Origin of the sequence: Cryobacterium adonitolivorans (genome assembly GCF_004402695.1) — a bacterium.
GTDB lineage: Bacteria > Actinomycetota > Actinomycetes > Actinomycetales > Microbacteriaceae > Cryobacterium > Cryobacterium adonitolivorans.
The window spans coordinates 1-22,228 of record NZ_SOFL01000035.1; the positions used below are offsets into that span (position 1 = coordinate 1).

At 68.4% G+C, this 22,228-nt stretch carries 27 protein-coding genes, 2 tRNA genes and 1 riboswitch; of the genes, 17 read left to right on the top strand and 12 right to left on the bottom strand.

The genetic code is table 11. The features are described 5' to 3' along the window. Window positions 1–158: 158 nt before the first annotated feature. Window positions 159–794 carry a TIGR03086 family metal-binding protein gene (locus E3O42_RS10495; protein ID WP_241984767.1) on the bottom strand — a complete coding sequence of 212 codons (636 nt, stop codon included), beginning with the start codon at window positions 792–794 and terminating at the stop codon, window positions 159–161. A gap of 191 nt (window positions 795–985) precedes the next feature. On the opposite strand from E3O42_RS10495, the gene E3O42_RS10500 reads away from it, so the two are divergent. From E3O42_RS10500 to E3O42_RS10540, 9 genes are all read left to right on the top strand, one after another. Next, entirely contained in the window at window positions 986–2,020 is a 1,035-nt protein-coding gene (locus E3O42_RS10500; RefSeq protein ID WP_241984768.1) for an LLM class flavin-dependent oxidoreductase, read from the top strand. A 28-nt stretch (window positions 2,021–2,048) separates the two neighbouring features. Next, complete coding sequence (locus E3O42_RS10505) at window positions 2,049–2,690, top strand: hypothetical protein (protein WP_134453901.1); 642 nt, start codon at window positions 2,049–2,051, stop codon at window positions 2,688–2,690. A gap of 85 nt (window positions 2,691–2,775) precedes the next feature. Beyond that, window positions 2,776–4,059 (top strand): DNA polymerase IV, encoded by a 1,284-nt coding sequence (dinB, locus tag E3O42_RS10510; protein ID WP_134453902.1) that lies wholly within the window; start codon window positions 2,776–2,778, stop codon window positions 4,057–4,059. Between the two features lie 9 nt (window positions 4,060–4,068). Beyond that, the gene (locus E3O42_RS10515; RefSeq protein ID WP_134453903.1) at window positions 4,069–4,395 is read left to right on the top strand and encodes a hypothetical protein; all 327 of its coding nucleotides are present in this window, start codon (window positions 4,069–4,071) and stop codon (window positions 4,393–4,395) included. 399 nt (window positions 4,396–4,794) lie between these two features. Beyond that, window positions 4,795–4,905, top strand: a riboswitch (TPP riboswitch). Window positions 4,906–4,983: 78 nt separating this feature from the next. Further along, window positions 4,984–5,604, top strand: a complete 621-nt coding sequence (locus tag E3O42_RS10520) for an ECF transporter S component (protein ID WP_134453904.1) — start codon at window positions 4,984–4,986, stop codon at window positions 5,602–5,604. Between the two features lie 10 nt (window positions 5,605–5,614). Beyond that, window positions 5,615–7,267 carry an ABC transporter ATP-binding protein gene (locus E3O42_RS10525; protein WP_134453905.1) on the top strand — a complete coding sequence of 551 codons (1,653 nt, stop codon included), beginning with the start codon at window positions 5,615–5,617 and terminating at the stop codon, window positions 7,265–7,267. Then, complete coding sequence (locus E3O42_RS10530) at window positions 7,264–8,058, top strand: energy-coupling factor transporter transmembrane component T family protein (protein ID WP_134453906.1); 795 nt, start codon at window positions 7,264–7,266, stop codon at window positions 8,056–8,058. Before E3O42_RS10525 ends, E3O42_RS10530 begins: the two co-directional genes overlap by 4 nt. Before the next feature lie 13 nt (window positions 8,059–8,071). Next, window positions 8,072–8,662: an AAA family ATPase gene (locus E3O42_RS10535; protein WP_166787967.1), complete on the top strand. Its 591-nt coding sequence runs from the start codon at window positions 8,072–8,074 to the stop codon at window positions 8,660–8,662. 9 nt (window positions 8,663–8,671) lie between these two features. After that, window positions 8,672–8,932 carry a hypothetical protein gene (locus E3O42_RS10540; protein WP_134453908.1) on the top strand — a complete coding sequence of 87 codons (261 nt, stop codon included), beginning with the start codon at window positions 8,672–8,674 and terminating at the stop codon, window positions 8,930–8,932. A 39-nt stretch (window positions 8,933–8,971) separates the two neighbouring features. Here E3O42_RS10540 and E3O42_RS10545 read toward each other — a convergent pair whose 3' ends face one another. The 4 genes from E3O42_RS10545 to orn all read right to left on the bottom strand — a co-directional run bounded on the left by E3O42_RS10545 (window position 8,972) and on the right by orn (window position 11,444). After that, window positions 8,972–10,264, bottom strand: a complete 1,293-nt coding sequence (locus E3O42_RS10545; RefSeq protein WP_134453909.1) for a D-alanyl-D-alanine carboxypeptidase family protein — start codon at window positions 10,262–10,264, stop codon at window positions 8,972–8,974. Window positions 10,265–10,287: 23 nt separating this feature from the next. Continuing rightward, complete coding sequence (locus E3O42_RS10550; protein ID WP_134453910.1) at window positions 10,288–10,638, bottom strand: metallopeptidase family protein; 351 nt, start codon at window positions 10,636–10,638, stop codon at window positions 10,288–10,290. Window positions 10,639–10,701: 63 nt separating this feature from the next. Next, window positions 10,702–10,777: transfer RNA gene (locus E3O42_RS10555), tRNA-His, on the bottom strand. A gap of 46 nt (window positions 10,778–10,823) precedes the next feature. Next, window positions 10,824–11,444 carry an oligoribonuclease gene (gene orn, locus E3O42_RS10560; RefSeq protein WP_134453911.1) on the bottom strand — a complete coding sequence of 207 codons (621 nt, stop codon included), beginning with the start codon at window positions 11,442–11,444 and terminating at the stop codon, window positions 10,824–10,826. Between the two features lie 74 nt (window positions 11,445–11,518). Here orn and E3O42_RS10565 point away from each other — a divergent pair, with 74 nt between their 5' ends. The 3 genes from E3O42_RS10565 to E3O42_RS10575 all read left to right on the top strand — a co-directional run bounded on the left by E3O42_RS10565 (window position 11,519) and on the right by E3O42_RS10575 (window position 12,133). Beyond that, on the top strand, window positions 11,519–11,737 hold the full coding sequence (locus E3O42_RS10565) for an SCO4848 family membrane protein (protein WP_104167361.1): 219 nt from the start codon (window positions 11,519–11,521) through the stop codon (window positions 11,735–11,737). Between the two features lie 8 nt (window positions 11,738–11,745). After that, entirely contained in the window at window positions 11,746–12,006 is a 261-nt protein-coding gene (locus E3O42_RS10570; RefSeq protein ID WP_134453912.1) for a thioredoxin family protein, read from the top strand. Window positions 12,007–12,060: 54 nt separating this feature from the next. Then, window positions 12,061–12,133 (top strand) — tRNA-Arg (locus tag E3O42_RS10575). Window positions 12,134–12,185: 52 nt separating this feature from the next. Here E3O42_RS10575 and E3O42_RS10580 read toward each other — a convergent pair. Next, on the bottom strand, window positions 12,186–12,413 hold the full coding sequence (locus tag E3O42_RS10580) for a sulfurtransferase TusA family protein (protein WP_134453913.1): 228 nt from the start codon (window positions 12,411–12,413) through the stop codon (window positions 12,186–12,188). Between the two features lie 87 nt (window positions 12,414–12,500). After that, window positions 12,501–13,589: a YeeE/YedE family protein gene (locus E3O42_RS10585; protein ID WP_134453914.1), complete on the bottom strand. Its 1,089-nt coding sequence runs from the start codon at window positions 13,587–13,589 to the stop codon at window positions 12,501–12,503. A gap of 160 nt (window positions 13,590–13,749) precedes the next feature. Here E3O42_RS10585 and nadE point away from each other — a divergent pair, with 160 nt between their 5' ends. Then, complete coding sequence (gene nadE / locus E3O42_RS10590) at window positions 13,750–14,571, top strand: ammonia-dependent NAD(+) synthetase (protein ID WP_134453915.1); 822 nt, start codon at window positions 13,750–13,752, stop codon at window positions 14,569–14,571. 94 nt (window positions 14,572–14,665) lie between these two features. On the opposite strand, the gene E3O42_RS10595 is transcribed toward nadE, so the two are convergent. The 4 genes from E3O42_RS10595 to E3O42_RS10610 all read right to left on the bottom strand — a co-directional run bounded on the left by E3O42_RS10595 (window position 14,666) and on the right by E3O42_RS10610 (window position 17,825). Continuing rightward, on the bottom strand, window positions 14,666–15,352 hold the full coding sequence (locus E3O42_RS10595; RefSeq protein ID WP_174844254.1) for a hypothetical protein: 687 nt from the start codon (window positions 15,350–15,352) through the stop codon (window positions 14,666–14,668). Between the two features lie 162 nt (window positions 15,353–15,514). Continuing rightward, entirely contained in the window at window positions 15,515–16,324 is an 810-nt protein-coding gene (locus E3O42_RS10600; RefSeq protein ID WP_134453916.1) for an EI24 domain-containing protein, read from the bottom strand. Window positions 16,325–16,387: 63 nt separating this feature from the next. Beyond that, entirely contained in the window at window positions 16,388–16,723 is a 336-nt protein-coding gene (locus E3O42_RS10605) for a hypothetical protein (protein ID WP_134453917.1), read from the bottom strand. Window positions 16,724–16,817: 94 nt separating this feature from the next. Beyond that, window positions 16,818–17,825 carry an aldo/keto reductase gene (locus E3O42_RS10610; protein WP_134453918.1) on the bottom strand — a complete coding sequence of 336 codons (1,008 nt, stop codon included), beginning with the start codon at window positions 17,823–17,825 and terminating at the stop codon, window positions 16,818–16,820. Between the two features lie 198 nt (window positions 17,826–18,023). On the opposite strand from E3O42_RS10610, the gene E3O42_RS10615 reads away from it, so the two are divergent. From E3O42_RS10615 to E3O42_RS10630, 4 genes are all read left to right on the top strand, one after another. Next, window positions 18,024–18,509, top strand: coding sequence for a single-stranded DNA-binding protein (locus E3O42_RS10615; protein ID WP_134453919.1), 486 nt, complete (start codon window positions 18,024–18,026; stop codon window positions 18,507–18,509). Between the two features lie 70 nt (window positions 18,510–18,579). After that, a complete protein-coding gene (locus E3O42_RS10620; RefSeq protein ID WP_134453920.1) occupies window positions 18,580–19,062 on the top strand; it encodes a DUF6993 domain-containing protein in 483 nt (160 codons plus the stop codon). Window positions 19,063–19,067: 5 nt separating this feature from the next. Next, complete coding sequence (ettA, locus tag E3O42_RS10625) at window positions 19,068–20,750, top strand: energy-dependent translational throttle protein EttA (protein ID WP_134453921.1); 1,683 nt, start codon at window positions 19,068–19,070, stop codon at window positions 20,748–20,750. Between the two features lie 7 nt (window positions 20,751–20,757). Then, window positions 20,758–21,234 carry an acyl-CoA thioesterase gene (locus tag E3O42_RS10630; RefSeq protein ID WP_134453922.1) on the top strand — a complete coding sequence of 159 codons (477 nt, stop codon included), beginning with the start codon at window positions 20,758–20,760 and terminating at the stop codon, window positions 21,232–21,234. Window positions 21,235–21,327: 93 nt separating this feature from the next. Here the strand turns inward: E3O42_RS10630 and E3O42_RS10635 are convergent, their stop codons facing one another. After that, window positions 21,328–22,203, bottom strand: coding sequence for an acyl-CoA thioesterase (locus E3O42_RS10635; protein WP_174844255.1), 876 nt, complete (start codon window positions 22,201–22,203; stop codon window positions 21,328–21,330). Window positions 22,204–22,228: the final 25 nt, after the last annotated feature.

Below are 22,228 nucleotides of genomic sequence, written 5' to 3' on the forward strand. Positions count from 1 at the left end.
CGCCCCCGAAAACGACTCGACGCAGCCACGCCCCGCGAAGCCCTGAACCAGCTACTCTCAGACCAACAAGACGGCAGTGTTGCATCGACCGGTTGAATCCACCCCCGGTGTAACGGGCGCAATTGTCCGCACGAGCAACAGGTGGCGGGGCCTGCGGGTCAGCGGCGGTCGTCGCGGCCGGTGAGGGCCAGCAGGCGGGACTGCAGCGGCGCATCCTCGGGCATCGGCACCGGGGAGTCGAACAGGCCGCTGGCCTCCAGCGCGTCACGCTGCGGCTCGAAGACCGTCCAGACCGCCTCGATCAGCCCGTCATCCAGGACCTCGTCGGCCGCCGTGGCGCGGGCCAGGTCCCAGGAGTGGATGGTCACGTCGGAGACCTGCTCGCGCAGGTAGTCCAGCACCGTGACGGTGTCGTAGGAAAGCTGCACCGAGGCATCCGCCGGGGCAGCCTGCCACGCCGCCGTGGCGCGTGAGGAGTGCGTCTGCCATTCGGCAGCGAGGTCGTCACCGAGCGGGTCAACACGGCGCCGAGCCTGGTTGAGGGTCAGCCCGGCCAGCAGCGGCGGGATCCACTGCTGCTCTTGAATGACGTGGCGCACGAGATCGCCGACGGTCCATTCCTTGTCGGGGGTCGGTGCGTTCCAGTCGCCGACGGCGGCCACGCGTCGGCCGAACTCGCGGTGGGCCTGTTTCTGCAGGGTGTACCAGTCAAACGCCGGGGCAGCCGTTGCGGCTGCGCCGTCGGGCGTCGAGGTGGTGTCGGTGGTCTCAGTGGTCGCAATTGTTTCAGGCACAGTGGGCTCACTTCGTTGATTGTCATGCGGCATCCGCCCAGAGGGAAAAGTCCCGTGCAGGGTGCAACGGCAATGTGTCCGCCGGCATTCCGGGCCCGCAGAAAATCGGTGGTGGAAAATCGCGCAGAGAAGCTAGGTTCGACGTAGAACACCGGCGGGCGTTGCCCGCGGCCTACCGAGACGAGGTCCACGTGCCAGCTTCCACTTCCCCGGGCGCCATCGCTGTCATGCTGCCGCGAGACCTGCCCGCCGGGCAGTTCGTGACGTACGCACGCCGCGCCGAGGAGCTGGGCTTCGAGGAGATCTGGGTGGTGGAGGACTGTTTCTTCCGCGGCGGCATCGCACAGGCCGCGGTCGTGCTCGCCGCCACCACGAACATCGTGGTGGGGATCGGGATCCTGCCCGCCGCCGCCCGGAACCCAGGTTTCGCGACCCTCGAGATCGCCACCCTCGCCGAGCTCTTCCCCGGCCGGCTTCAGGTGGGCATCGGTCACGGGATGCCCTCCTGGATGCGGCAGACCGGCAGCTGGCCGGCCAGCCCGCTGGCCATGCTCGCCGAGAACGTCGACCTCATTCGCGCCCTGATGCGCGGGGCGAGTGTCACGGCAGCCGGCCGTTATGCCCAGGCGGATTCCGTGGCTCTCGCCGCCGTGCCGTCCACGGTTCCGCCGATCCTCGCCGGTGTACGCGGACCGAAGTCCCTCGAACTGGCCGGCGCCTGCGCCGACGGGGTGGTGTTGGCGGAACCTGTCACGCCCGAGTACCTGGCGGCGGCGATCGATGCGCTCGATGGCGGCCGCGACGCTCCTCCCGGCGACTTCGGGTTCCCCGGCCTCCGCCCGCCGTTGGGGCGCCGACACGTCGTGGCCTATAACGTGGCCGCCGTTGACGAGGACCCCGCCGTGGCCCGCGACCTGGTGCGCCCGGCGCTGGAATGGATCGGAGACCCCGACTGGGCTCCGCACATCAGGGTTCTGCCGTTCGCCGAGGAATTCGCCGCCCTGCGCTCGGACAGCGCGAGCCGAGCGGATTTCGCGGCAGCGCTGCCCGAGCACTGGATCGACCAGCTCGCGGTGGTCGGCACCGCCGCAGCCGCTCGTCGGCGCATCGATGAGCTGCACGCCGCCGGGGCCACAAGCGTCGTCCTGATCCCGGCCGGGCCCGACCCTGTGAATGCGCTGGAGTCGCTGGCCGCGGTCCTGTCGGTGCGCCCGGCTGCCGTTTAGGCTGAAACCAAAGCGAAGGAGCAGACTCATGGGATTCCTCGATCGCCTTCTGGGCCGACCCGAACAGCCGGAGCCGCCCCGCCGCGCGGCGGCCCCGCAGCGCACCGACGACGAGATCGCCGTGGAGCGCTACCGGTACCTCTTGCGCACCGCGCCGCCGGAGACCATTGAGCAGGTGCACACCGAAGCGTTCAGCAAGCTCACCGACGAGCAGCGTGACCTGCTCTTCCAGCAGCTGACCGAGAACGCGATAGAGGGCGAGCGCCCGGCCGACGCCGAACCGGCCACCCTGGCCAAGGCCGCCACCCGGGCCGAACTCCGCCAGCCGGGCACCCTGGACCGGGCGTTCGGCGGTGAACAGGCCGGCGGCCGGCAAGGACCCGGCTTCGGCAGTATGCTCGGCGCCTCGCTGCTCGGCACCGTGGCCGGCTATGTCGTCGGCTCTGCTCTGGTGAGCGCGTTCCTGCCGGATATGGGTGGCGGGGCGGATGCGTCCGGCGAGTCTGGCGAGTCCGGGGAAACCGGAGCCGACCAGGAAGCAGACTCTGGCACCGACTCTGGCACCGAGACCACGGCGGACTCCGGCGGCGATTTCGGTGGCGACTCCGGCGGTTTCGGCGACTTCGGCGGTGGCGGCGACTTCGGTGGTGGGGATTTCGGCGGCTTCTAGCCGAACGCCGGCCGCGTCAAGCCTGTACTCTCGAAGGTAGCTTCGAGTTGGATTCGGCCGGGGCGGTAGAAGGGCGTGGTGCGGCATGAGCAGGCAGGATGGCAGCGACCGGCAGACGACCGGCGCCGACGTCGACGACACCACCGCCACCATGCTGCACATCGACATGGACGCGTTCTTCGCGTCCGTCGAACTGCTTGACCACCCCGAACTCGTGCACCTGCCCGTCGTCATCGGCCACCGCTCCGGCCGGTCCGTGGTGACCGCTGCCAACTATGTTGCCCGCAAATACGGGGTGAATTCGGCCATGCCCATGGCCATCGCCCTGCGCCGCTGCCCGGCCGCCATCGTGCTCGAGCCGCATATGAGCCGGTACACGGAGGTGTCCCGCCAGGTGATGGGGATCTTCACCGACATGACGCCGATGGTCGAACCCCTCAGCATTGACGAGGCCTTCCTGGATGTTGCGGGCGCCCGACGCGTGCACGGCTCACCGGCCGAGATCGGGCAGAAGATCCGCGCGCGAGTGTTCGCCGAGACCGGACTGACCTGCTCGGTCGGTGCCGCGTCGACCAAGTTCGTGGCCAAGCTGGCCTCTGGACGGGCCAAACCGGACGGGCTGCTGGTGATACCCGCGGAGGACACCATCGCGTTCCTGCATCCGCTGCCCGTCGGTGCCCTCTGGGGTGTGGGCGCCACCACCGAACAGGCGCTGCTCGGGCTCGGTCTGCGGCACGTGAGCGACATCGCGCACGCACCCCTCGAGATGCTGCAGCGTGCCGTGGGGGTCGCTTCCGCCCACAAGCTGCACGACCTGTCCTGGGGCATCGACCCGCGCACGATCAACCTCGTACGCGAGGAGAAGAGCGTCGGCCACGAAGTGACGTTCGAACATGACGTCACCGATGTCGCCCGGTTGCGCAGCGAACTCCTCCGGCAGGCGGATGCGGTGGCCGCCACACTGCGCGGTAACGGCCTCGTCGCCCGCACCGTGGTGCTGAAGCTCCGCTATGCCGACTTCAGTACGGTGACCAGGTCCCGCACCCTGGCCGAGCCCACCAATGTGGGTCGGCGGATCTACGAGGAGGTCGCCGCGAGTTTCGACGTTCTCGCGGCCAGGGGCATCCGGGTGCGCCTCATCGGGGTGCGAGCCGAGCAACTCGGCTCCGGCGACGGTGCCGGAATGGGCTTGTGGGACGATGACGACGATTGGCGTGAGGCCGAACTCGCAGTGGACACCGTGACCGCCCGGTTCGGCCGGGGGATCGTGCGGCCGGCCTCGCAGCTGGGCGGCGGGAGTGCCCCGAAGCGTGATGTGCATCCCTTTGGAACACCGGACGCCGGGACACCGAAGGGGGAGGGGGAGTAGCCTCTCACCATGACTAATCTCGCCTTGAAGCTCGCAGAAAACGCTCGATCCATCGGCGTCAGGTCGGCCTACGGAGACCCCGTGCAGATCGAGGGCGTCACCATCGTTCCGGTGGCCCTGGTGCAGTACGGCTTCGGCGGCGGCGGCGAAGGCGACGAATCCGCTGCGGCCGGCGGCGGCGGCGGGGGCATGGCCGTTCCGATCGGCGCCTACGTGAAGTCCGGCGGAGCGGCCCGCTTCGAGCCGAACGTGATCTCGCTGCTCGCCGTCGGCATCCCCTTCGTCTGGGTCAGCGGCAAGGCCATCGCGCGCATCATCCGCGCGCTCAAGCGCTAGCTGCCGTTTGATCGGGTACCTCGCGCCCAGGTGACCCAGTCTTGCGATCGGTTCCCGCCCCGTTGGTCGAGCTCGTCGAGAACCGATGACCGGTTCTCGCGAACACGGTCGGCTCCCGGGATCTCGACACGCTCGATCAGCGGGTGGGTCGAGCTCCTCCCGCCCAGGCGACGCGTCCTGCGGTCGGTTCCCGTCTCGTTGGTCGAGCTCGTCGAGACCTGGTGACCGTGTCCTGCGAACGCGGCCGGCCCGCGCGATCTCGACAAACTCGATCAGCGGATCGGTCGATCAGCGGATGGGCCGAAAAGTGGATCGGCCCAGATTTCCAGAACCGCCGCGCGAAGAAAATGTCGCGCGACGACCCGAAGTACCCGGATGCGTCCCTGGAGTTCTATACTCGTACCTGAACACGGGAGTCCGGTGAACCGGGCTGAGAGGAAGCTACTTCAGCTTCGACCGTCGAACCTGATCTGGATCATGCCAGCGCAGGGAGGCTTCTCATCCCGTGCCCAGTATTCCTCTACGGAAAGGGCACGTACAGTGCACGCATCAATTAACACCCTGTTGTCAGACTCTCAGACCCCGTCCATGCCGGGCAAATCGCGGGTGCTGAAGTGGCGGGTCGTCGACATCGTCGTGGCCAGCGTCATCGGCGTCGCCAGCGGCGTGATCTTTTGGGCGTGGGGCCTGGCCTGGTCGCCGCTGAGCGCCCTGCTGGCCTTCACCCCCGGGCTCGAAGGGCTTCTGGCTGGTGGCTGGCTCTTTGCCGGAGTGCTCGGCGGACTCATCATCCGCAAGCCCGGCGCCGCCGTCTACACCGAGGTCGTCGCCGCCGTGGTCTCCATGCTCATCGGCACCCAATGGGGCTTCTCCACCCTGATCTGGGGCGTCGTCGAGGGTCTGGGCGCCGAAATCGTGCTGGCGCTGTTCCTCTACGCCAACTGGCGCCTGGGCGTCGCCCTCCTGGCCGGTGCCGGAGCCGGCGTTGCCGTCGGACTGCTCGACACCACCTTCACCAGCTACGCAGCCCTCGACATCGGCTACAAGGCCGTCTACTTCGTCTCCGCCGTCGTCTCCGGCACCGTGCTGGCCGGGCTGCTGTCCTGGCTGGCGGTGCGAGGACTCGCCCGCACCGGCGCGCTGACCCGCTTCGCCGCCGGCCGTGAATCGGGCCCCACCGACCGGGCCCGGACCGTGTCCGCCCGGTGACCCCCACCGGATGCCCGCCCCGCGTCGCCGTGGCCCGGCCATGACCGGCGCCAGGGTCACGGCCTCAGGCTGGGGCTGGCGGCACGCCGGCCGGGCCCGCCCCGCGGTGTCCGAGCTCGACCTCGACATTCGCCCGGGGGAGCGGGTGCTCCTGCTCGGGCCCAGCGGCGCCGGCAAGAGCACACTGATGCACGCCCTCGCCGGCGTGCTCGGAGACGACGAGGACGGCGACGAGACCGGCGAACTCCTCGTGGACGGCCGGCGGCCCAGCGCCTCCCGCGGCCGGGTGGGCCTCGTGCTGCAGGACCCGGACTCCCAGGTCGTGCTCGCCAGGGTCGGCGACGACGTCGCGTTCGGCTGTGAGAACCTCGCCGTTCCCCGCGCAGAAATCTGGCCGCGGGTCGGCCAGGCCCTCGCCGCCGTGGGCCTGGACCTGCCCCTGCGTCACCCGACGAGCGCGCTCAGCGGTGGCCAGAAGCAGCGCCTGGCCCTGGCCGGGGTGCTCGCCATGCGCCCCGGCCTGGTGCTGCTCGACGAACCCACCGCCAACCTCGATCCCGAGGGGGTGGTCGAGGTGCGCGACGCCGTGCTGCGCTCGGTGGAGGCGTCCGGCGCCACCCTCATCGTGATCGAGCACCGCGTCGCGGTCTGGCAGAACGTCGTGGACCGCATCGTCGTGCTCGACCCGGTCGGCGGGATCCTCGCCGACGGGCCCACCGACAGTGTGCTCAGCGCCGAAGGCGAACGGCTCGCCGCCGCCGGCGTGTGGATACCGAGGTTCCCGCCGGCACCGCCCGAGCGCCGCGGCAGCCCCGACACCCGAGGCGAGGAGGTCCTGCTCAGCGCCGACGATCTCGCCGTCGGGCGGGTCCCGTTCGCCCGCAAGCGGGCCGTTGTCGTCGCACACGGCCTCGACCTGGCCGTGGCAGCCGGTACGGCCACCGCCATCACCGGTCCCAACGGCACCGGCAAGTCGACCCTCGCGCTCACCCTGGCCGGGCTTCTCCCGCCGGCCGACGGGCGGCTGGCCGCTACGGATGCCCTAGCAGCGGGACTCGGGGCGGCCCCGCACCGATGGCGCTCCCGCGATCTGCTGGCGCGCATCGGCACGGTCTTCCAGGACCCTGAGCATCAGTTCCTCGCCGGGACCGTGCGCAACGAGCTCGCCATCGGCCCCCGCGCCCTCGGCCTGGGCGGGGCCGAGCAGGCGGAGCGGGTGGACGCGCTGCTGCACAGGCTGCGCCTGGACCACCTCGCCGACGCGAACCCGTTCACCCTGTCTGGGGGCGAGAAGCGGCGGCTGTCCGTGGCGACAGTGCTGGCCACCCGGCCGCGACTGCTCGTGCTCGACGAGCCCACCTTCGGACAGGACTCCCGCACCTGGGCCGAGCTGGTGCGCTTGCTCGCCGAACTCCTGGACACCGGCACCGCCGTGCTGGCTGTCACCCACGACGAGCAGTTCGTGACCGCCCTGGCGGATGTGCGCCTCACCCTGGTGCCGGGGACCGGTCCGGCCAGCGGCCACAGTATGTCCAACCGCAGTATGTCCAACCGCAGCGTGTCCAACCGCAGCGTGTCCAACCGCAGCGTGTCCACCCCTGGAGTGTCCACCCACAGCGTGACCACCGGGCCGCGCGAGCGCGCCGGAACGGACGCGTCGTGAGCCTGATGACGCCGGAGATCCGGCCCAGTGCGATCGCCCGGGTGAACCCGGTGGCCAAACTCGGTGTCGCGCTGCTGATCAGCTGTGCCCTGATGCTGTCCATCGATTGGGTCTCGGCCGCCGTCGCCCTCGCGCTCGAGGCCGTGCTGCTGGCCTGGTGCGGCCTGAGCGCCCGCCAGTTCTGGCTGCGCACCGCGCCGGTGTGGATTGCCGCGCCCTTCGCCGTGCTCACCACGGTGCTCTACGGGCAGGATTCCGGCGCCATGCTGTTCAGCGCCGGGTTCGTGTCGGTGACGGAGGGTTCGGTGTCGCTGGCCTTCGCGATCGGATTGCGGATCCTGGCCATCGGCATCCCTGGGATCGTGCTGTTGGCCACCACCGACCCCACGGACCTCGGCGACGGCCTCGCGCAGGTGCTGCGCCTGCCGGCCCGTTTTGTGCTCGGCGCCCTGGCCGGGCTGCGGCTGGTGGGCATGTTCATCGACGATTGGCACACCCTCGCCCTCGCCAGGCGGGCCCGCGGGGTGGGCGACGGCGGCGGGCTGCGCGGCCACGCCCGCCGGTTCGGCGGACTCGCGTTCGCGCTCCTGGTTCTTTCCGTGCGACGCGGCAGCAAGCTTGCCACGGCCATGGAGGCTCGGGGTTTCGGCAGCGACGAACCGCGCACCTGGGCCAGGGAGTCGGTCTTCGGCGTGCGCGACGGCCTGATCGTCACCATCGGGGCCGCCATCGCCGCCGCCGCGATCACAGCGGCCGTTCTGTTGGGGACGTGGCATTTTGTGCTCGCCTGACCTGGTCGTACCTGTGCTCGATGCCGTCAGGGCACTGGGCCGGAATCCGGTGGGCGACCGGGCCGTGATCCTCATCGATGGTCCCAGTGGTGCGGGCAAGAGCACTCTCGCCGACGCCGTGGTAGCCGCCTGGCCGGGACCGGTACCGCCGACGCTGGTACGCCTCGACGACGTCTATCCGGGCTGGGGCGGCCTGGACGCCGCCGTCGACCTGGTCGGCAGGCTGGTACTGGGCGCCCGGCACACCGGCCGGCCCGCGGCCTGGCAACGATACGACTGGGCGGCGGCGAGCCCGGCCGAATGGCACAGCGTCGACCCCGGCCGGCCGCTCGTGATCGAGGGCTGCGGGGCCCTGGCCAGGGCCCATGCTCTCGTGAGCGACGTGAGGGTATGGCTGGATGCCGACGACGGTATCCGCAAGCAGCGGGCGCTGGCCCGCGACGGCGGCGGTTTCGAGGCGCACTGGGACCAGTGGCAGCACGACTGGGTGGCCTACCGCACTCGGGACCAGCCCGAACGCTGGGCCACCGTGAGACTCACGGGTACGCCCCTCGGCTCAGACGCTCCGGTGCCGGCTCACCCGAAAGCCGTGCCTCCGCAGTAGGTTGGGGTCATGACTACCCCGCAGAGTGAGAACACCGAGTACACCGTGGAATTCGTAGACGGCCCGCTCGAGGGCCAGACCGACAGCCGCGTGCTCCTGCACGGCAAGCATGACGCCCGGATCAGCATGGTCGCCGCCGTAGACAGCATGGAATCGCTGTTCTGGTACGACGAGGTCGACAGCCGAGAGGTACAGGGCAAGCTGCACGTGCGATACGCCTTCGACTCGTCTGACAGCGACCCGATCGAATCGAACGACGCGCCGGACTGAACCGCGGTTTCGCGAGCCTGCTGACACCCGCCCTGCCGATTACCAGGTGGCGACGAGGGCGCTGACGAGGGGGACGGGGTGCAGCAGACGCCAGCCCGGACCGGGGTCGGTCAGGTTGCTGTCGAGCTCCAACGTGGACGAGACGCTCTCGCCGAACGCATCCACCGTGACCCGGCCGATCTTGGCTCCCGCACGCCCCGTGGCGACGTCGTCGAGCGTCACTTGGGCGTCGGTGGGGGCCGCGGCCTGCCAGCCGAATCGGGTCTTGGGGGTGGCGACGACGGCATCGGCCGAATCGCCCCACGCCGTCGTGAGGGTCGCGTAGCCGTCACCCTCCGCCAGGACCGGCAACTCCGTCACCCCGGCCCGTGCCGAGGCCATCAGGGCCGTCAGGTCGGCGGTGAGGGTGTCGTAGTCCGGCTCGCCCAGGAAGGCGCCGGCGAAGGTGAAGGCCTTGTCCCCGGTGGCGACGGTGGCGGTGAACAGGAAACAGACCCCGCCTTCGTCGGTGTAGCTGCGTGAGATGCCGGCGATGCCTTCTTCGGGCAGGTAGGGCGTGGTGTTCTTGACGCCGCGCTGGCCGACCAGGGCGGATGCCGGCTGCGCGATGATGTCGGCGATCACGGGATTCGTGGCGGCCAGTCCCGCGATGCGGGCCAGGTCGGTGCCGGTTCCGGCACTGCCGTCGAGAAGGCCGTTGGCGTCGACCACCGTGGTGTCCGGCATGCCGTTGGCGGCCAGCCACGTGTTGGCGGCGGTGAGATAGGCGTCGACGGAGCCGAACGCCCAACGGGCCAGGGTGTCGGCATGGTTGTTGCTGGAGCCGAGGATCATGGCCTGAAGCAACTCGCGCTCCGTCCAGCTTTCGCCGGGGAACACGATCACGGTGCGGGCGTCCTCCGCTGTGTAGTCGAGGTAGTCCTGGTAGTCGGCGGTGACCAACGAGTAGGCCGGACCGGGTTCGCCCGCCGCGAGGGGCTTGGCGTCGAGCACGACGAGGGCCGTGATGATCTTGGCGGCGGATGCCATCGGCAGCGGGTCGCTGCCGCCGCCGACGGCTATGGTGTCCACGCCCAACGTCGCTGGGGCGGGCTCGACGGCGGCATCGCCGGTCTCGGCACTGTCCACCGCGGTGATGGCGAGCAGGCCGCTGGAGCCGGCGGCGGGTAGCACCGGGGTGGACGCCGGCACGGCGGGTTTCGGTGGGGTGAGGGTGACCGCGGCGACGGGGAGAGGGCCGAGCAACGTGGCGGGCCCGTACACCCCGATCATCAGGATGATGAGAGTTCCCACCGAAACGCCGATGACACGGCCAGGTCGAAATCTACTCATGGTTCAGGGTAGCCCGACAGCGCTCAGGCCCAGCCCAGCTCGTGCAGCCTGTCGTCGTCAATCCCATAGAAATGGGCGATTTCGTGCACGAGGGTCACGTGAACCTCATCGCGGAGCTCGTCCATGTCGGAGACGATGGCCAGCAGCGGTTCACGGAAGAGGATGATGCGGTCCGGCATCTCTCCGAAGCCGTACTGGCCGCGTTCGGTGAGGGCGACGCCGTCGTAGAGGCCCAGGGTGTCCAGGGTGCCGTCCTCCGGGCGGTCCTCGACCACGAAGATCACGTTGTCGAGGCCGTCGACCATGTCGTCGGGGAGCAGATCGAGCTCGTCGATGACGAGGCGTTCGAAGTCGTCGTGGCTGAGCGTGAGCATCCACTCAGCATGACAGGTTCACAGGACTGATCCGGGTCTAACAATCTCTCGGAAAGATCTACTTGGGGTGAGTAACGGGGCTTGAACCCGCGACCTCCTGGACCACAACCAGGCGCTCTACCAGCTGAGCTATACCCACCAAGTGCCGCTTCGCTCTTGCAAGCGAAGGCAACTCCAGAATTCTATTACACGTTTTGGGTGAAGTTGTTCACAACGGCCGTCGCGTGCGATTTTGCTTCGGCACTCGTGGGTCCGGGGTCGGCCACGAAGACGCTCTGGCGGTAGTACGCGAGCTCGCGGATCGACTCCAGGATGTCGGCGAGAGCGCGGTGGCCGCCGTCCTTGGCCGGTGCGTTGAAGTACGCTCGCGGGAACCAGCGGTGGGCGAGTTCCTTGATCGAGGAGACATCGACGTTGCGATAGTGCAGCTGCTTGTCCAGGCGCGGCATGTACCGGGCCAGGAATGCCCGGTCAGTTCCGATCGAGTTGCCGGCCAGGGGAGCGCGCTGGTCCTCGGGAACGAAACGCAACACGTATTCGAGCACCTGGTACTCCGCCTCGGCCACGCTCACACCGTTGGGGATCTCCTCTATCAGCCCGGATGAGGTGTGCATATTGCGCACGAAGTCGCCCATGTTCGCCAGGGCGGACGCATCGGGCTTGATCACGATGTCGAGGCCCGGGTCGAGAATGTTGAGGTCGAAGTCGGTGACGACCACCGCAATCTCCACCAATTCGTCATTGTTGATGTCGAGCCCGGTCATTTCACAATCGATCCATACCAACCGGTCACTGCTGTTTGTCATGGGGCGAGTCTAGCGGTGGGCCCCGACACGGCTCCCTTACCGGCGGCCGCCCCGGCGCTCGTAGACTGATGCTGATGCTTACAACACTCGCTATCCTGCTGCTGCTCAACGCCGTCTGGAACGTCGTGGTCTGGCCACGCTTCTACAAGAGGGTCAGTCAGGACGACCGGGCTCGGGATGCGTCGGGCAAGCCGACGTCGTTCCTGATCGTGCACGCGGTGCTGGTCGGGGTGTCGCTGCTGCTGGCCGCCGTTTCCGCGGTTGTGGCCGTCCTCGCACTGGTCAACGGTTAGGAGCCGTCATGGAACTCATCTTCTTCTCCTCGGCCTTCTGCGAACCGTGTCTGCAGACCCGCTCCGTCCTGGCAGAGGTCGAACGACTGGTGCCGGCCGCGACGGTGCGCGAACTCGACGTGGCGCACGACAATGCCGCGGCCGAGGAGGCCGGAATCCGCAACACTCCCACGATCATCGTGCAGAACGCCGCCGGCGACGAGGTGTTCCGCGCCACGGGCGTGCCGACCCTCGCTCAGGTGCTGGCCGCCACGGCCAAAGCGCTCTAAGCGCGCCGACGCCGGGGCAGTCGTCCGGACTGCGGTATCGTTGAAGCGCTATGCGCCCCCGTAGCTCAGGGGATAGAGCAGGAGCCTTCTAATCTCTTTGTCGCAGGTTCGAATCCTGCCGGGGGCACAGCACAACCCCGCCGGTCATGCCGGCGGGGTTGTTTCTTGGTGGACGAGACTCAGGCCTTCTGCACCGTGATGGTCCACGCCGCGCTGCCGACCCTGTCGAAGTTCGTCACGGGGTAGCCGGCATCCGCCGCCCACCTGGGCAGTGCATCCGTCGCCTGGGTGCAGTCGAAGTTGATCACCAACTCGTCGCCGATCGCCAGCAGGGCAATGGCTTCCTTGGCCTCGACGAGGGGGAACGGGCAGACCTGACCGTCGGTTTCGAGTACGTGCTGGGCCATGATGGCTGTCTCCTTGCTGGTCGGAATTGGATGCTGCTGGTAACTGGGTGGGGTCGTGCTGTCGCCTGGGGTGCAGTCACCTGACGGTCAGGAGCGCATCGACTCGTGTTCGGATGCGGTGCTCGCCGAACCCTGGCCGGCGGCCGCGAGCCGGGCCTTCGACGGTCCCGTGATGAACAGCCGGGTCGCAGCGCCCACTCCCACGATCATGAACCCGAACGCCACCCAGCCCTGCAACTGAAAGGTAGCTGTGTTGACCATCGCATTTCCGATGGTGCAGCCGCCGGCCAGGCTGGCGCCGATTCCCATCAGCGCCCCGCCGCCGATGCTGCGCACAGTGGTGAGCGCATCAGGAATCCGAACACGGAATTCGCCGCTGGCCTTCGCGGCAATGAACGCGCCCAGAAGGATGCCGATGACGAGGTAGACGCCCCAGTCGATCACTTCGGCGTCGCCGGCGACGAGGTAATTGACGATGTTCGACGATGGACCCGTGATGCCCAGGCCCGCCTCGCGGCCGGTTGCCCAGCTCAGCGGCCACGCCAGAATGGCCAGGACCCCGATGACCAGGGCGGTGCTGAAGGCGCCCCACTGCTTCTCGAAGAGCAGATGGGCGATGCCCCGCTTGCGAGCCGGCAGGGTGGCCATCGGTGCTGCCGGACGGCGGCGCAGGTGGTGGCGGGCGAGGGCGGCGACGGCCACGGCGAGAGCCGCCACCAGAAGCCACGGTGACACGCCGAGGACGCCGTGAACCGTGGACGCCTCGACCGTCACGCCGCGAATTGCGGTCACGGCGGGGGCGAGCGCACCGGTCTTGGAGACGGCGGAGAACAGCGCGTAGAAGATCAAGGCCAGCCAGCTGCCCACCAGGCCCTCACCGGCCCGGTAGTACGTTCCCGTCGCGCAACCGCCGGCCAATACGATGGCGAACCCGAAGATGAAGGCCCCGCCGATGGTGGAGAGCCAGGGGAACGGGCTGGAGGACAGTGAGATGACGCCCAGGGCGTCCAGGGTGAAGACGCCGACGCTCTGCACGGCGATGACGATGAGGAACGCGGTGAGCCACCTCGTGTTGCCGGTGACCCACAGGTCCCGGAACGCCCCGGTGACACAGAACCGCCCCCTCTGCATGACGAAGCCGAGAGCTATCCCGATGAGCAATCCAGTGACCAGCATGCAGTTTCCCCATTCGTTTCGCCTCCCACGCTGTGGGAGGACGCACTCACGACGCTACGAGTCCAGCCGCCAGACGCGGGCCAATGCGTCGCCGTGTGACCGGGCGGATGTGCAGGCATCCTGCAGACATCTACTCGCCGCGACTTGATAGATTCGTCAGATGCGAGAACAACAGGTGCGAATCATCAAGGAACTGCACGTGACCCCGTCCATCGACCCGGCCGCCGAGATTCGGCGCCGCGTCGACTTCCTCAAGGACTACCTGCTCGCCAGCGGGGCGAATGGTCTGGTCCTCGGGATCAGCGGGGGACAGGACTCGTCCCTGGCCGGGCGCCTGTGCCAGCTGGCGATCGAGGAGCTCACCGTCGAGGGGCACTCCGTTCGTTTCATCCCGCTGCGCCTGCCGTACGCGGTGCAGCGGGACGAGGACGACGCACAGCTCGCCCTGGAGTTCATCGCTCCGGAATCGAACCTCACCTTCAACATCGAGCGTGCGGTCGACGGCTTCGAGGCCGAATTCAGCGTCAGCACCGGCACCCGGATGCCGGACTTCGACAAGGGCAACGTCAAGGCCCGCGCCAGGATGATCGCGCAGTACGCCATCGCCGGAGCCCACGGACTGCTGGTGGTCGGCACCGACCACGCGGCAGAGGCCGTGACGGGGTTCTTCACCAAGTTCGGTGACGGCGGCGCCGATCTGCTGCCGCTGACCGGTCTGACCAAGCGGCAGGGCCGGCTGCTGTTGATGGAGCTGGGCGCCCCCGAGCAGCTCTACCTGAAGGCACCGACCGCCGACCTGCTCGACGACAACCCCGGTCAGACCGATGAGGCGAACCTGGGGATGCAGTATGAGCACATCGACGACTTCCTCGAGGGCAAGCCCGTCGAGGACCACGTGGCGGAGGCCATCGAGCGGCGCTACCTGAGCACCCAGCACAAGCGCCGGGTGCCGGCATCCCTCTTCGACGACTGGTGGAAGTAGACCCGACCCGCCGCGCCGGTCCGTGAATCGTGGCCGGGCAGCGAAAAACACCGGCCCGCGAAAGCGGACCGGCGTTTTTTTGACGGGTGGGGGATTAGGAGTTCGGCAGCGGCGCTGGGCGCACTTCGAGTGCCTGCACGTCGTCGAGGAGGCGCTGCGTCTCCGTCGAGGGAGACGCGGTTGGCGAGGACGCCGCCCCGGGGGCAGCCGCGGCGGGGACGTAACCGAGCGGCTGGGCGGCCGGAGCCTTGCCCGGTGCGGCAGGAGTCGCGAACTGGTCGTGGTGCTGCTGCGCTACCCAGGCATCCTGTTCGGCCAGGAGGTTCTTCTCGGTGGAGGTGTTCTGGGATTTCCAGCGCTCGAGGTCGCCCTGGAAGATCTTGCGTGCCCGGGACGGCTTCTTCTGCCAGTCGACGAGGCGGTCGCGGAATTCCACGAGGGCCGGCTCGAGCTGGTAACCGAAGGTGGCCGAGGTGCGCTTGAGCTCGGCCAGCTGGTGCGCTGCCCAATCCGCGGCGATGCTCGATCCCTTGATCGGCAGCAGCCGGATCTGAATGTCGGCCATGCCCACGGCACGGTCGTTCATCACCTGCTCCTGCGGGGTCAATGAGTTCCAGACGGATGCCTCGGTTGCGGCATCCACGATCGACCCGATGGCCGCGGCCCGCAACTCGCGGTCGTGCTGGGCGAGCAGGCGCGCGATGGCGCCACGTGCGATCCAGGCCGCCAGGAGGCTGGCCACGATTATGGCGACGATCAGCACGACGGCGCTGAAGATCATGGGCTGGTTCCTGGTCGCTGTGAGCCAGGTTACGAAATCATTCCACCACTGCATGTGCGGAAGGCTACCTCGCAGGCGGGCCGATCAGCGGTAGCCGTCACGGCGTGGCCGGATAAGCGGTCATAAACGGCTCCCGCGCGGCCGCCCTGGCCCGGCGGGCGCTCAGCGTGCCGGCGGTGCGGCGAGAGCGTCGATGGTGTCCCGGCTGAGCATCGCGGCGCCGGCGACGGCCGACGGCATCGCGACGACGGCCACGAACGGCACCAGGAAGACCAGGTACGACGCCGCTCCGAAGCCGATGGCGACCGCGCGTCGGGACCGCAGGGCGCGACGCCGTTCCCGCAGGCTGAAACCGCGGGCGTCGAAGGCGAAGCCGGTGAGCTCCACCACCAGCAGCCAGCCGCCGAGGAGGGCGCCGAACACCGCCACCGCAATGGGGCCGACGAGGGGGATGAAGCCGGAGGCCAGGAGCAGGATGCCCACGCCGATGGCGGGAATGAGCAGCCGGAGGCCATCGAGGATGCCACGGCCGACGGCCCGGAGCACGCTCTGCTTGACCTCGGCCGGCGCACCGCCCAGCTTGGTCTCGACCGCACGCCAGATGCGCTCGTAGAACGGGTCGCCGACCACGAGGGTGACGGCGGTGAAGGTGTACACCGCGAAGAGGGCGGCCACGATCACAAAGACGAGGGCAGCCGCCACCCTGGTGCTCAGGATCAGTGGTTCGGCCCATCCGGAGGCGAACGGGGTCGCCCACACGACGATGGTGTCGAGGTTGGCGACCAGGAAGACGATTCCGACCAGGTACACGAGGCCCACGAGGAGGGCGGGAATAGCGCCGAGCAGCATCAGCCGCGGCGAGGTGATCCACATGCCGAAACCGCGACCGAGGTAGCCCACCCCTGCCAGGAGGTCGGGAACCAGCCCGCGACGGGCCGGAACTGGGGGTGCGGATTTCGGCTGTGGCAGCATCGTTTCAGCGTAGCGGGGTGGCGCTGTCGCGTGCAGGCGCGACCAGGCGCGGGTGCGGCGGAATCAGCGGAAGCAGTCGGCCGCCTCGTCGATGCGCCAGAAGGCACCGAGGTCGATGCGTCGGGTGGGCATCACCAGGCGGCGGGCGAGATACCGCTCGCCATCCGCGTGCGTCTCGCGCTCGATGTGGCCGAGGACCGCGCCGGAACGGTCGACGACGCGCCACAGTCCGTCGCGCACGGCGACCAGGCTGGGACCGCTGGACCGGGCGGGGCCGACCGAGTGGGCGATGGTCGTGGGCCGTGCGGCCGCGGAAAGCGCGGTCCTGAGCTGTGCGGTCCTGAGCTGTGCGGTCCTGGCGAGTGCGGTGGGTTGTCCAGCCATGGTGAGAGTGGTCATGGTGTGCTCCAATGCGAGGGCGGATGCCGGTGGACTCACCGTAGAACCGGCCACCGACATCCGCCCTCGCCCCACCCGGGACCGGCGTGCCGGGCTAGTTCATGCCGGTGCCGTGCACGGCGTGCGGCTCGATGGCGGCGATCTCATCGGCGTCCAGTGCCGGCGCCTCGAGCGCCGCCACGGTCTGCTCGAGCTGGCCGATGCTGCTGGCGCCCACGAGCACGCTGGTGACCTGCGGCTGGCGCAGGATCCAGGTGACGGCGAGCTGGGCCAGGGTCTGGCCGCGGTCGGCCGCAATGGCGTTCAGGGCCCGGGCGTGCTCGAGGTAGGTGGCGTTGAGTGAGCTCTCGTTCAGGAACCGGCTCGTGGCCACCCGGGAGTCCGACGGCACCGAGCCGCCGAGGTAGCGGTCGGTGAGCAGGCCCTGGGCGAGCGGGGAGAAGACGATGCTGCCCATCCCGAGGTCGTCGAGCACCGGGAACAGGCCGTCCTCGATGTGCCGGTCGAACATGGAGTAGCGCGGCTGGTGGATCAGCAGCGGGATCTTGTGCTCGGCCAGGGCGGCGTAGGCCGCCACAGTCTGCTCCGGGCTGTAGTTCGAGATGCCGGCGTACAGCGCCTTGCCCGACTGCACGGCGGTGGCCAGGGCGCCCATGGTCTCCTCGATGGGGGTCTCCGGGTCGGGGCGGTGAGAGTAGAAGATGTCGACGTAGTCCAGTCCCAGCCGGCCGAGGCTGGCATCCAGCGACGACAACAGGTACTTGCGCGAGCCGAAGTCGCCGTAGGGACCTGCCCACATGTCGTAACCAGCCTTGCTGGAGATGATCATCTCGTCGCGATACGGACGGAAGTCCTCGGCGAAAATGCGGCCGAAGTTGGTTTCGGCGGAGCCGGGAGGCGGACCGTAGTTGTTGGCCAGATCGAAGTGCGTCACGCCCAGATCGAAGGCCCGGCGCAGGATACCGCGCTGGTTGTCGATGGGGCGTTCGTGGCCGAAGTTGTGCCACAGCCCCAGCGACAGTGCGGGGAGCTTCAGGCCACTGCGCCCGGTTCGGCGGTACGACATCTCGGAATAACGGTTCTCTGCAGCATTGAAGGTCATGACCTCACTCTAGATCCGCGGTTCCTCCCCACGTAGCTGCGGCTCGGGTTATCCACACCCTGGGCTACCGGCCCGGTGATCGGGGCCGGGAAGCGGAGGGTGGGTGCAGCGCGGCCCGGGAACACGAACCCGGCACGAGGACTGTTCCCGGGTCGCGTTCCACACCGCCACCCGCCTCGTGCCGCCCAGGAGACTCCCGTGACCGACACCATCGCCCTGACTGGAATCGTGGCCACCACCCCGCGCCACCTCGTCACGAGTTCCGGCCTGGCCATCACCTCCTTCCGGCTTGCCTGTCGGCAACGCCGTTTCGACAGGGTGAAGAACGCCTGGGTGGACGCCGACACCAATTGGTACACGGTCTCCAGCTTCCGGCAGCTCGCCCACAATGTGGAGCAGTCGGTGCACAAGGGCGAGCCGGTTCTTGTGACCGGGCGCCTGCGCATCCGTGACTGGGAGAACGAGGACCGTTCCGGTACCTCCGTGGAGGTGGAGGCAGACGCCGTGGGCCACAATCTGTCCTGGGGCACGACCGCACTCGTGCGCAGCATTGCACCGTCGGCCGTCGAGCAGCGGGATGCCGACCCGGCGGGCGGGGCTGCGGGTGAGGCCGCCGGTCAGTCCGATTCCGCACATGCCGAACCGGACACCTCGCAGGGGGAATCGGAAACCCAGTCCGCTTAGACTCGACTTCTCGGTCGCAGCGTGTGGCCGCGGGGGAGGACGACGCGTGGGCCGGATTTTGGACGCACCCGTGCGGCGTAGCCGCAGAGCGACGACCTGGGCAGCGTGTCTTGTCCTCGGCCTGGGCCTCGGCCTGGCCGGATGCTCCGCCGCCCCCGTTGACGGCCCGGCGCCGACCGAGTCCGCTATGGCAAGTCCCACCCCGACAGAGGCTGCGCCGCCGGCGCTCGTGCCGGCGGGCACCGCCACTGAGAACCTGCCCTACTTCGACTCGGTCATCACGGCGGCCCTCTCCGCGGACCCCAACGCGGCCGGCCGCAGCTACATCGACGCGCTGGTCGCCGCCGGCTTCGACAAGACGAAGATGGAGGTCACCGCCGACGCCACCACCAAGGGTGAACCGGCGGACTCCATCCAGTTTTCCGTGAACGTCACCGGAGGGTGCCTGATCGGCCAACACGGCCCCTCCACCGGCGGCTATCACAGCGTCGTCGCCCCCCTGCTCGCAACCGGAACGTGTCTCGTCGGAGCCACGCGCCAAATAGACTGGTAAACACTATGGCTGAATTCATTTACTCGATGGTGCGTGCGCGCAAGGCAATCGGCGACAAGCTCATCCTCGACGACGTCACAATGTCGTTCTTCCCCGGAGCCAAGATCGGCGTGGTGGGCCCCAACGGTGCCGGTAAGTCCACGATTCTGAAGATCATGGCCGGGCTCGATACTCCGAGCAACGGTGAGGCCAGGCTCTCGCCCGGCTACTCCGTCGGCATCCTCATGCAGGAGCCGGAGCTCGACGAGACCAAGACCGTGCTCGAAAACGTGCAGGAAGGCGTTGGCCCGATCAAGGCCAAGGTCGACAGGTTCAACGAGATCAGCGCAGCGCTGGCCGAACCCGACGCCGACTTCGACACCCTGCTCGCCGAGATGGGCACCCTGCAGGAAGAGATCGACGCCGCCGACGCCTGGGACCTCGACTCCCAGCTCGAGCAGGCGATGGATGCTCTGCGCACACCGCCGGGCGACTACCCCGTCGTTGACCTCTCCGGTGGTGAGAAGCGCCGCGTGGCGCTCTGCAAGCTCCTGCTGCAGAAGCCCGACCTGCTCCTCCTCGACGAACCGACTAACCACCTCGACGCCGAAAGCGTGCTGTGGCTCGAGCAGCACCTCGCCAAGTATTCCGGCGCCGTACTCGCCGTCACCCACGACCGGTACTTCCTCGACCACGTGGCCGAGTGGATCGCCGAGATCGACCGCGGCCACCTGTACCCCTACGAGGGCAACTACTCCACCTACCTGGAGAAGAAGCAGGAACGACTGCAGGTGCAGGGCAAGAAGGACGCCAAGCTCTCCAAGCGCCTCGCCGAGGAACTCGACTGGGTGCGCTCCAACGCCAAGGGCCGTCAGGCCAAGTCGAAGGCCCGTCTGGCCCGGTACGAGGAGATGGTGAACGAGGCCGAGCGCGGACGCAAGCTCGACTTCGAAGACATCCAGATCCCCGTCGGCCCACGCCTGGGCGCCCAGGTCATCGACGCCAAGAAGCTCAAGAAGGGCTTCGGCGACCGCGTACTGGTCGAAGATCTCTCCTTCACCCTGCCGCGCAACGGCATCGTCGGCGTGATCGGCCCGAACGGTGTCGGTAAGACGACACTGTTCAAGACCATCGTGGGCCTCGAGCCGCTGGATGCCGGTGACCTGAAGATCGGCGAGACCGTCGACATCTCCTACGTCGACCAGAGCCGCGGCGGCATCGACCCGAACAAGTCGCTCTGGGAGGTCGTCTCCGACGGCCAGGACTACATCCAGGTCGGCAAGACCGAGGTGCCCTCCCGCGCCTACGTGTCGACGTTCGGCTTCAAGGGCCCCGACCAGCAGAAGAAGGCCGGTGTGCTCTCCGGTGGTGAGCGCAACCGCCTGAACCTGGCGCTCACACTCAAGCAGGGCGGCAACCTCTTGCTGCTCGACGAACCGACCAACGACCTCGACGTCGAAACCCTCGGCTCGCTCGAGAACGCCCTGCTCGAGTTCCCGGGCTGCGCCGTGGTCATCACCCACGACCGGTGGTTCCTCGACCGTATCGCCACGCACATCCTCTCGTATGAGGGCACCGCCGATGCGCCGGGCAACTGGTACTGGTTCGAGGGCAACTTCGAGTCGTACGAGCAGAACAAGATCGAGCGTCTCGGCCCGGACGCGGCCAAGCCGCACCGGTCCGCGTACCGCAAACTGACACGCGACTAGGAGCCCCATGCGGCTGCACGTTCCCATCCGGCTGCGCTGGTCGGACCTAGACGCTTACGCCCACGTGAACAACGCCGAGATGCTGCGCCTCCTCGAGGAGGCGCGCATCCAGGCGTTCTGGGTCAACGACGAGGCGGCCGGTGCGGCCGGGGCCCAGGGAACCGCCGTGCTGGACGGGCGACCGGGTGCGGCGACGCTCACCCTGATCGCACGTATGGAGATCGAGTACCTCGCGCCGATCCCGTATCTGCGGGAGCCCATCGACGTGCAGTTGTGGATCGGCAAGCTCGGCGGTGCCAGCCTCGACGTGTGTTACGAGGTGTTCGGCCCGGCCGGGCAGGAGCCCGCGCAGCTGTACGCCCGTGCGACCACCACGATCGTGTTGGTGGATGCGGCGACGGAGCGCCCCCGCAAGATCAACGAGGTCGAACGAGCCGCCTGGAGCCCGTACCTGGAGCCCGCAGTCGCCTTCACCCGCAAGTAGCCCTTCCCGCGAGCCGTGAATTAAGCCCCGAAAACCTCGAGTTTTCGGGGCTTGACTCACAGCTCGCGAGCAGACGCAAACCTGGCTGGGTGCCTAGTCGCCGGGCTTGGGAACCCGCACCATGCCCTCCTGGGCCACCGTGGCCAGAAGCAGGCCTTCGCGGCTGTAGATGCTGCCGGTGGACAGGCCCCGGCCGCCCTGGGCGGAGGGGGAGTCCTGCACGTACAGCATCCACTCGTCGACCCGGCCGAAGCGGTGCCACCACATGGCGTGGTCGAGGCTGGCTACCTTCAGTCCCGGGGTGGCCCAGGGCAGGCCGTGCCGGCGCATCACGGGTTCCATGATCGAGTAGTCACTCACATAGGCCAGTGCGGCGCGGTGCAGGTCGGGGTCGTCGGGGATGGGCTCGAAGGTCTTCATCCAGATCATCTGCTTGCTGGTGTGCTCGCCGTCCACGGTGAGGTAGATCGATGAGGGCACGTGGCGCATGTCGAACGGGCGGTCGTTGGCCCAGGCGCGCGCGAAGTCGTGGTCGATGTGACCGAGGGTGTCTGCCGTGGTCGGCAGTGATTCGGGTTCGGGAAGGTCGGTCGGCATCTCGATGTGATGCTCGAGGCCCTCGTCGTTGTCCTGGAACGACGCGATCATCGACAGGATCGGCACCCCGTTCTGGTACGCCTGGGTACGGCGGGTGGAGAACGACCGGCCGTCGTGGATCCGGTCGACCGAAAAGGTGATCGGATGGTTGACGTCACCGGGGCGCAGGAAATATCCGTGCATCGAATGCACGTGCCGTTCGTCGGGCACGGTGCGCATGGCGGCGACGAGGGACTGCGCGAGCACCTGTCCGCCGAAGACGCGCCCCTGCGGCATCCACTGCGACGGACCGGTGAAGATGTCCTCACTGGTGCGGGCACCGGTGTCGGTCAGGTCGAGAGCGGCCAGAAGACCCTCCAGTGGTGCGTGCATGCTGCCTCCTTGTTCGAGCTCGGGT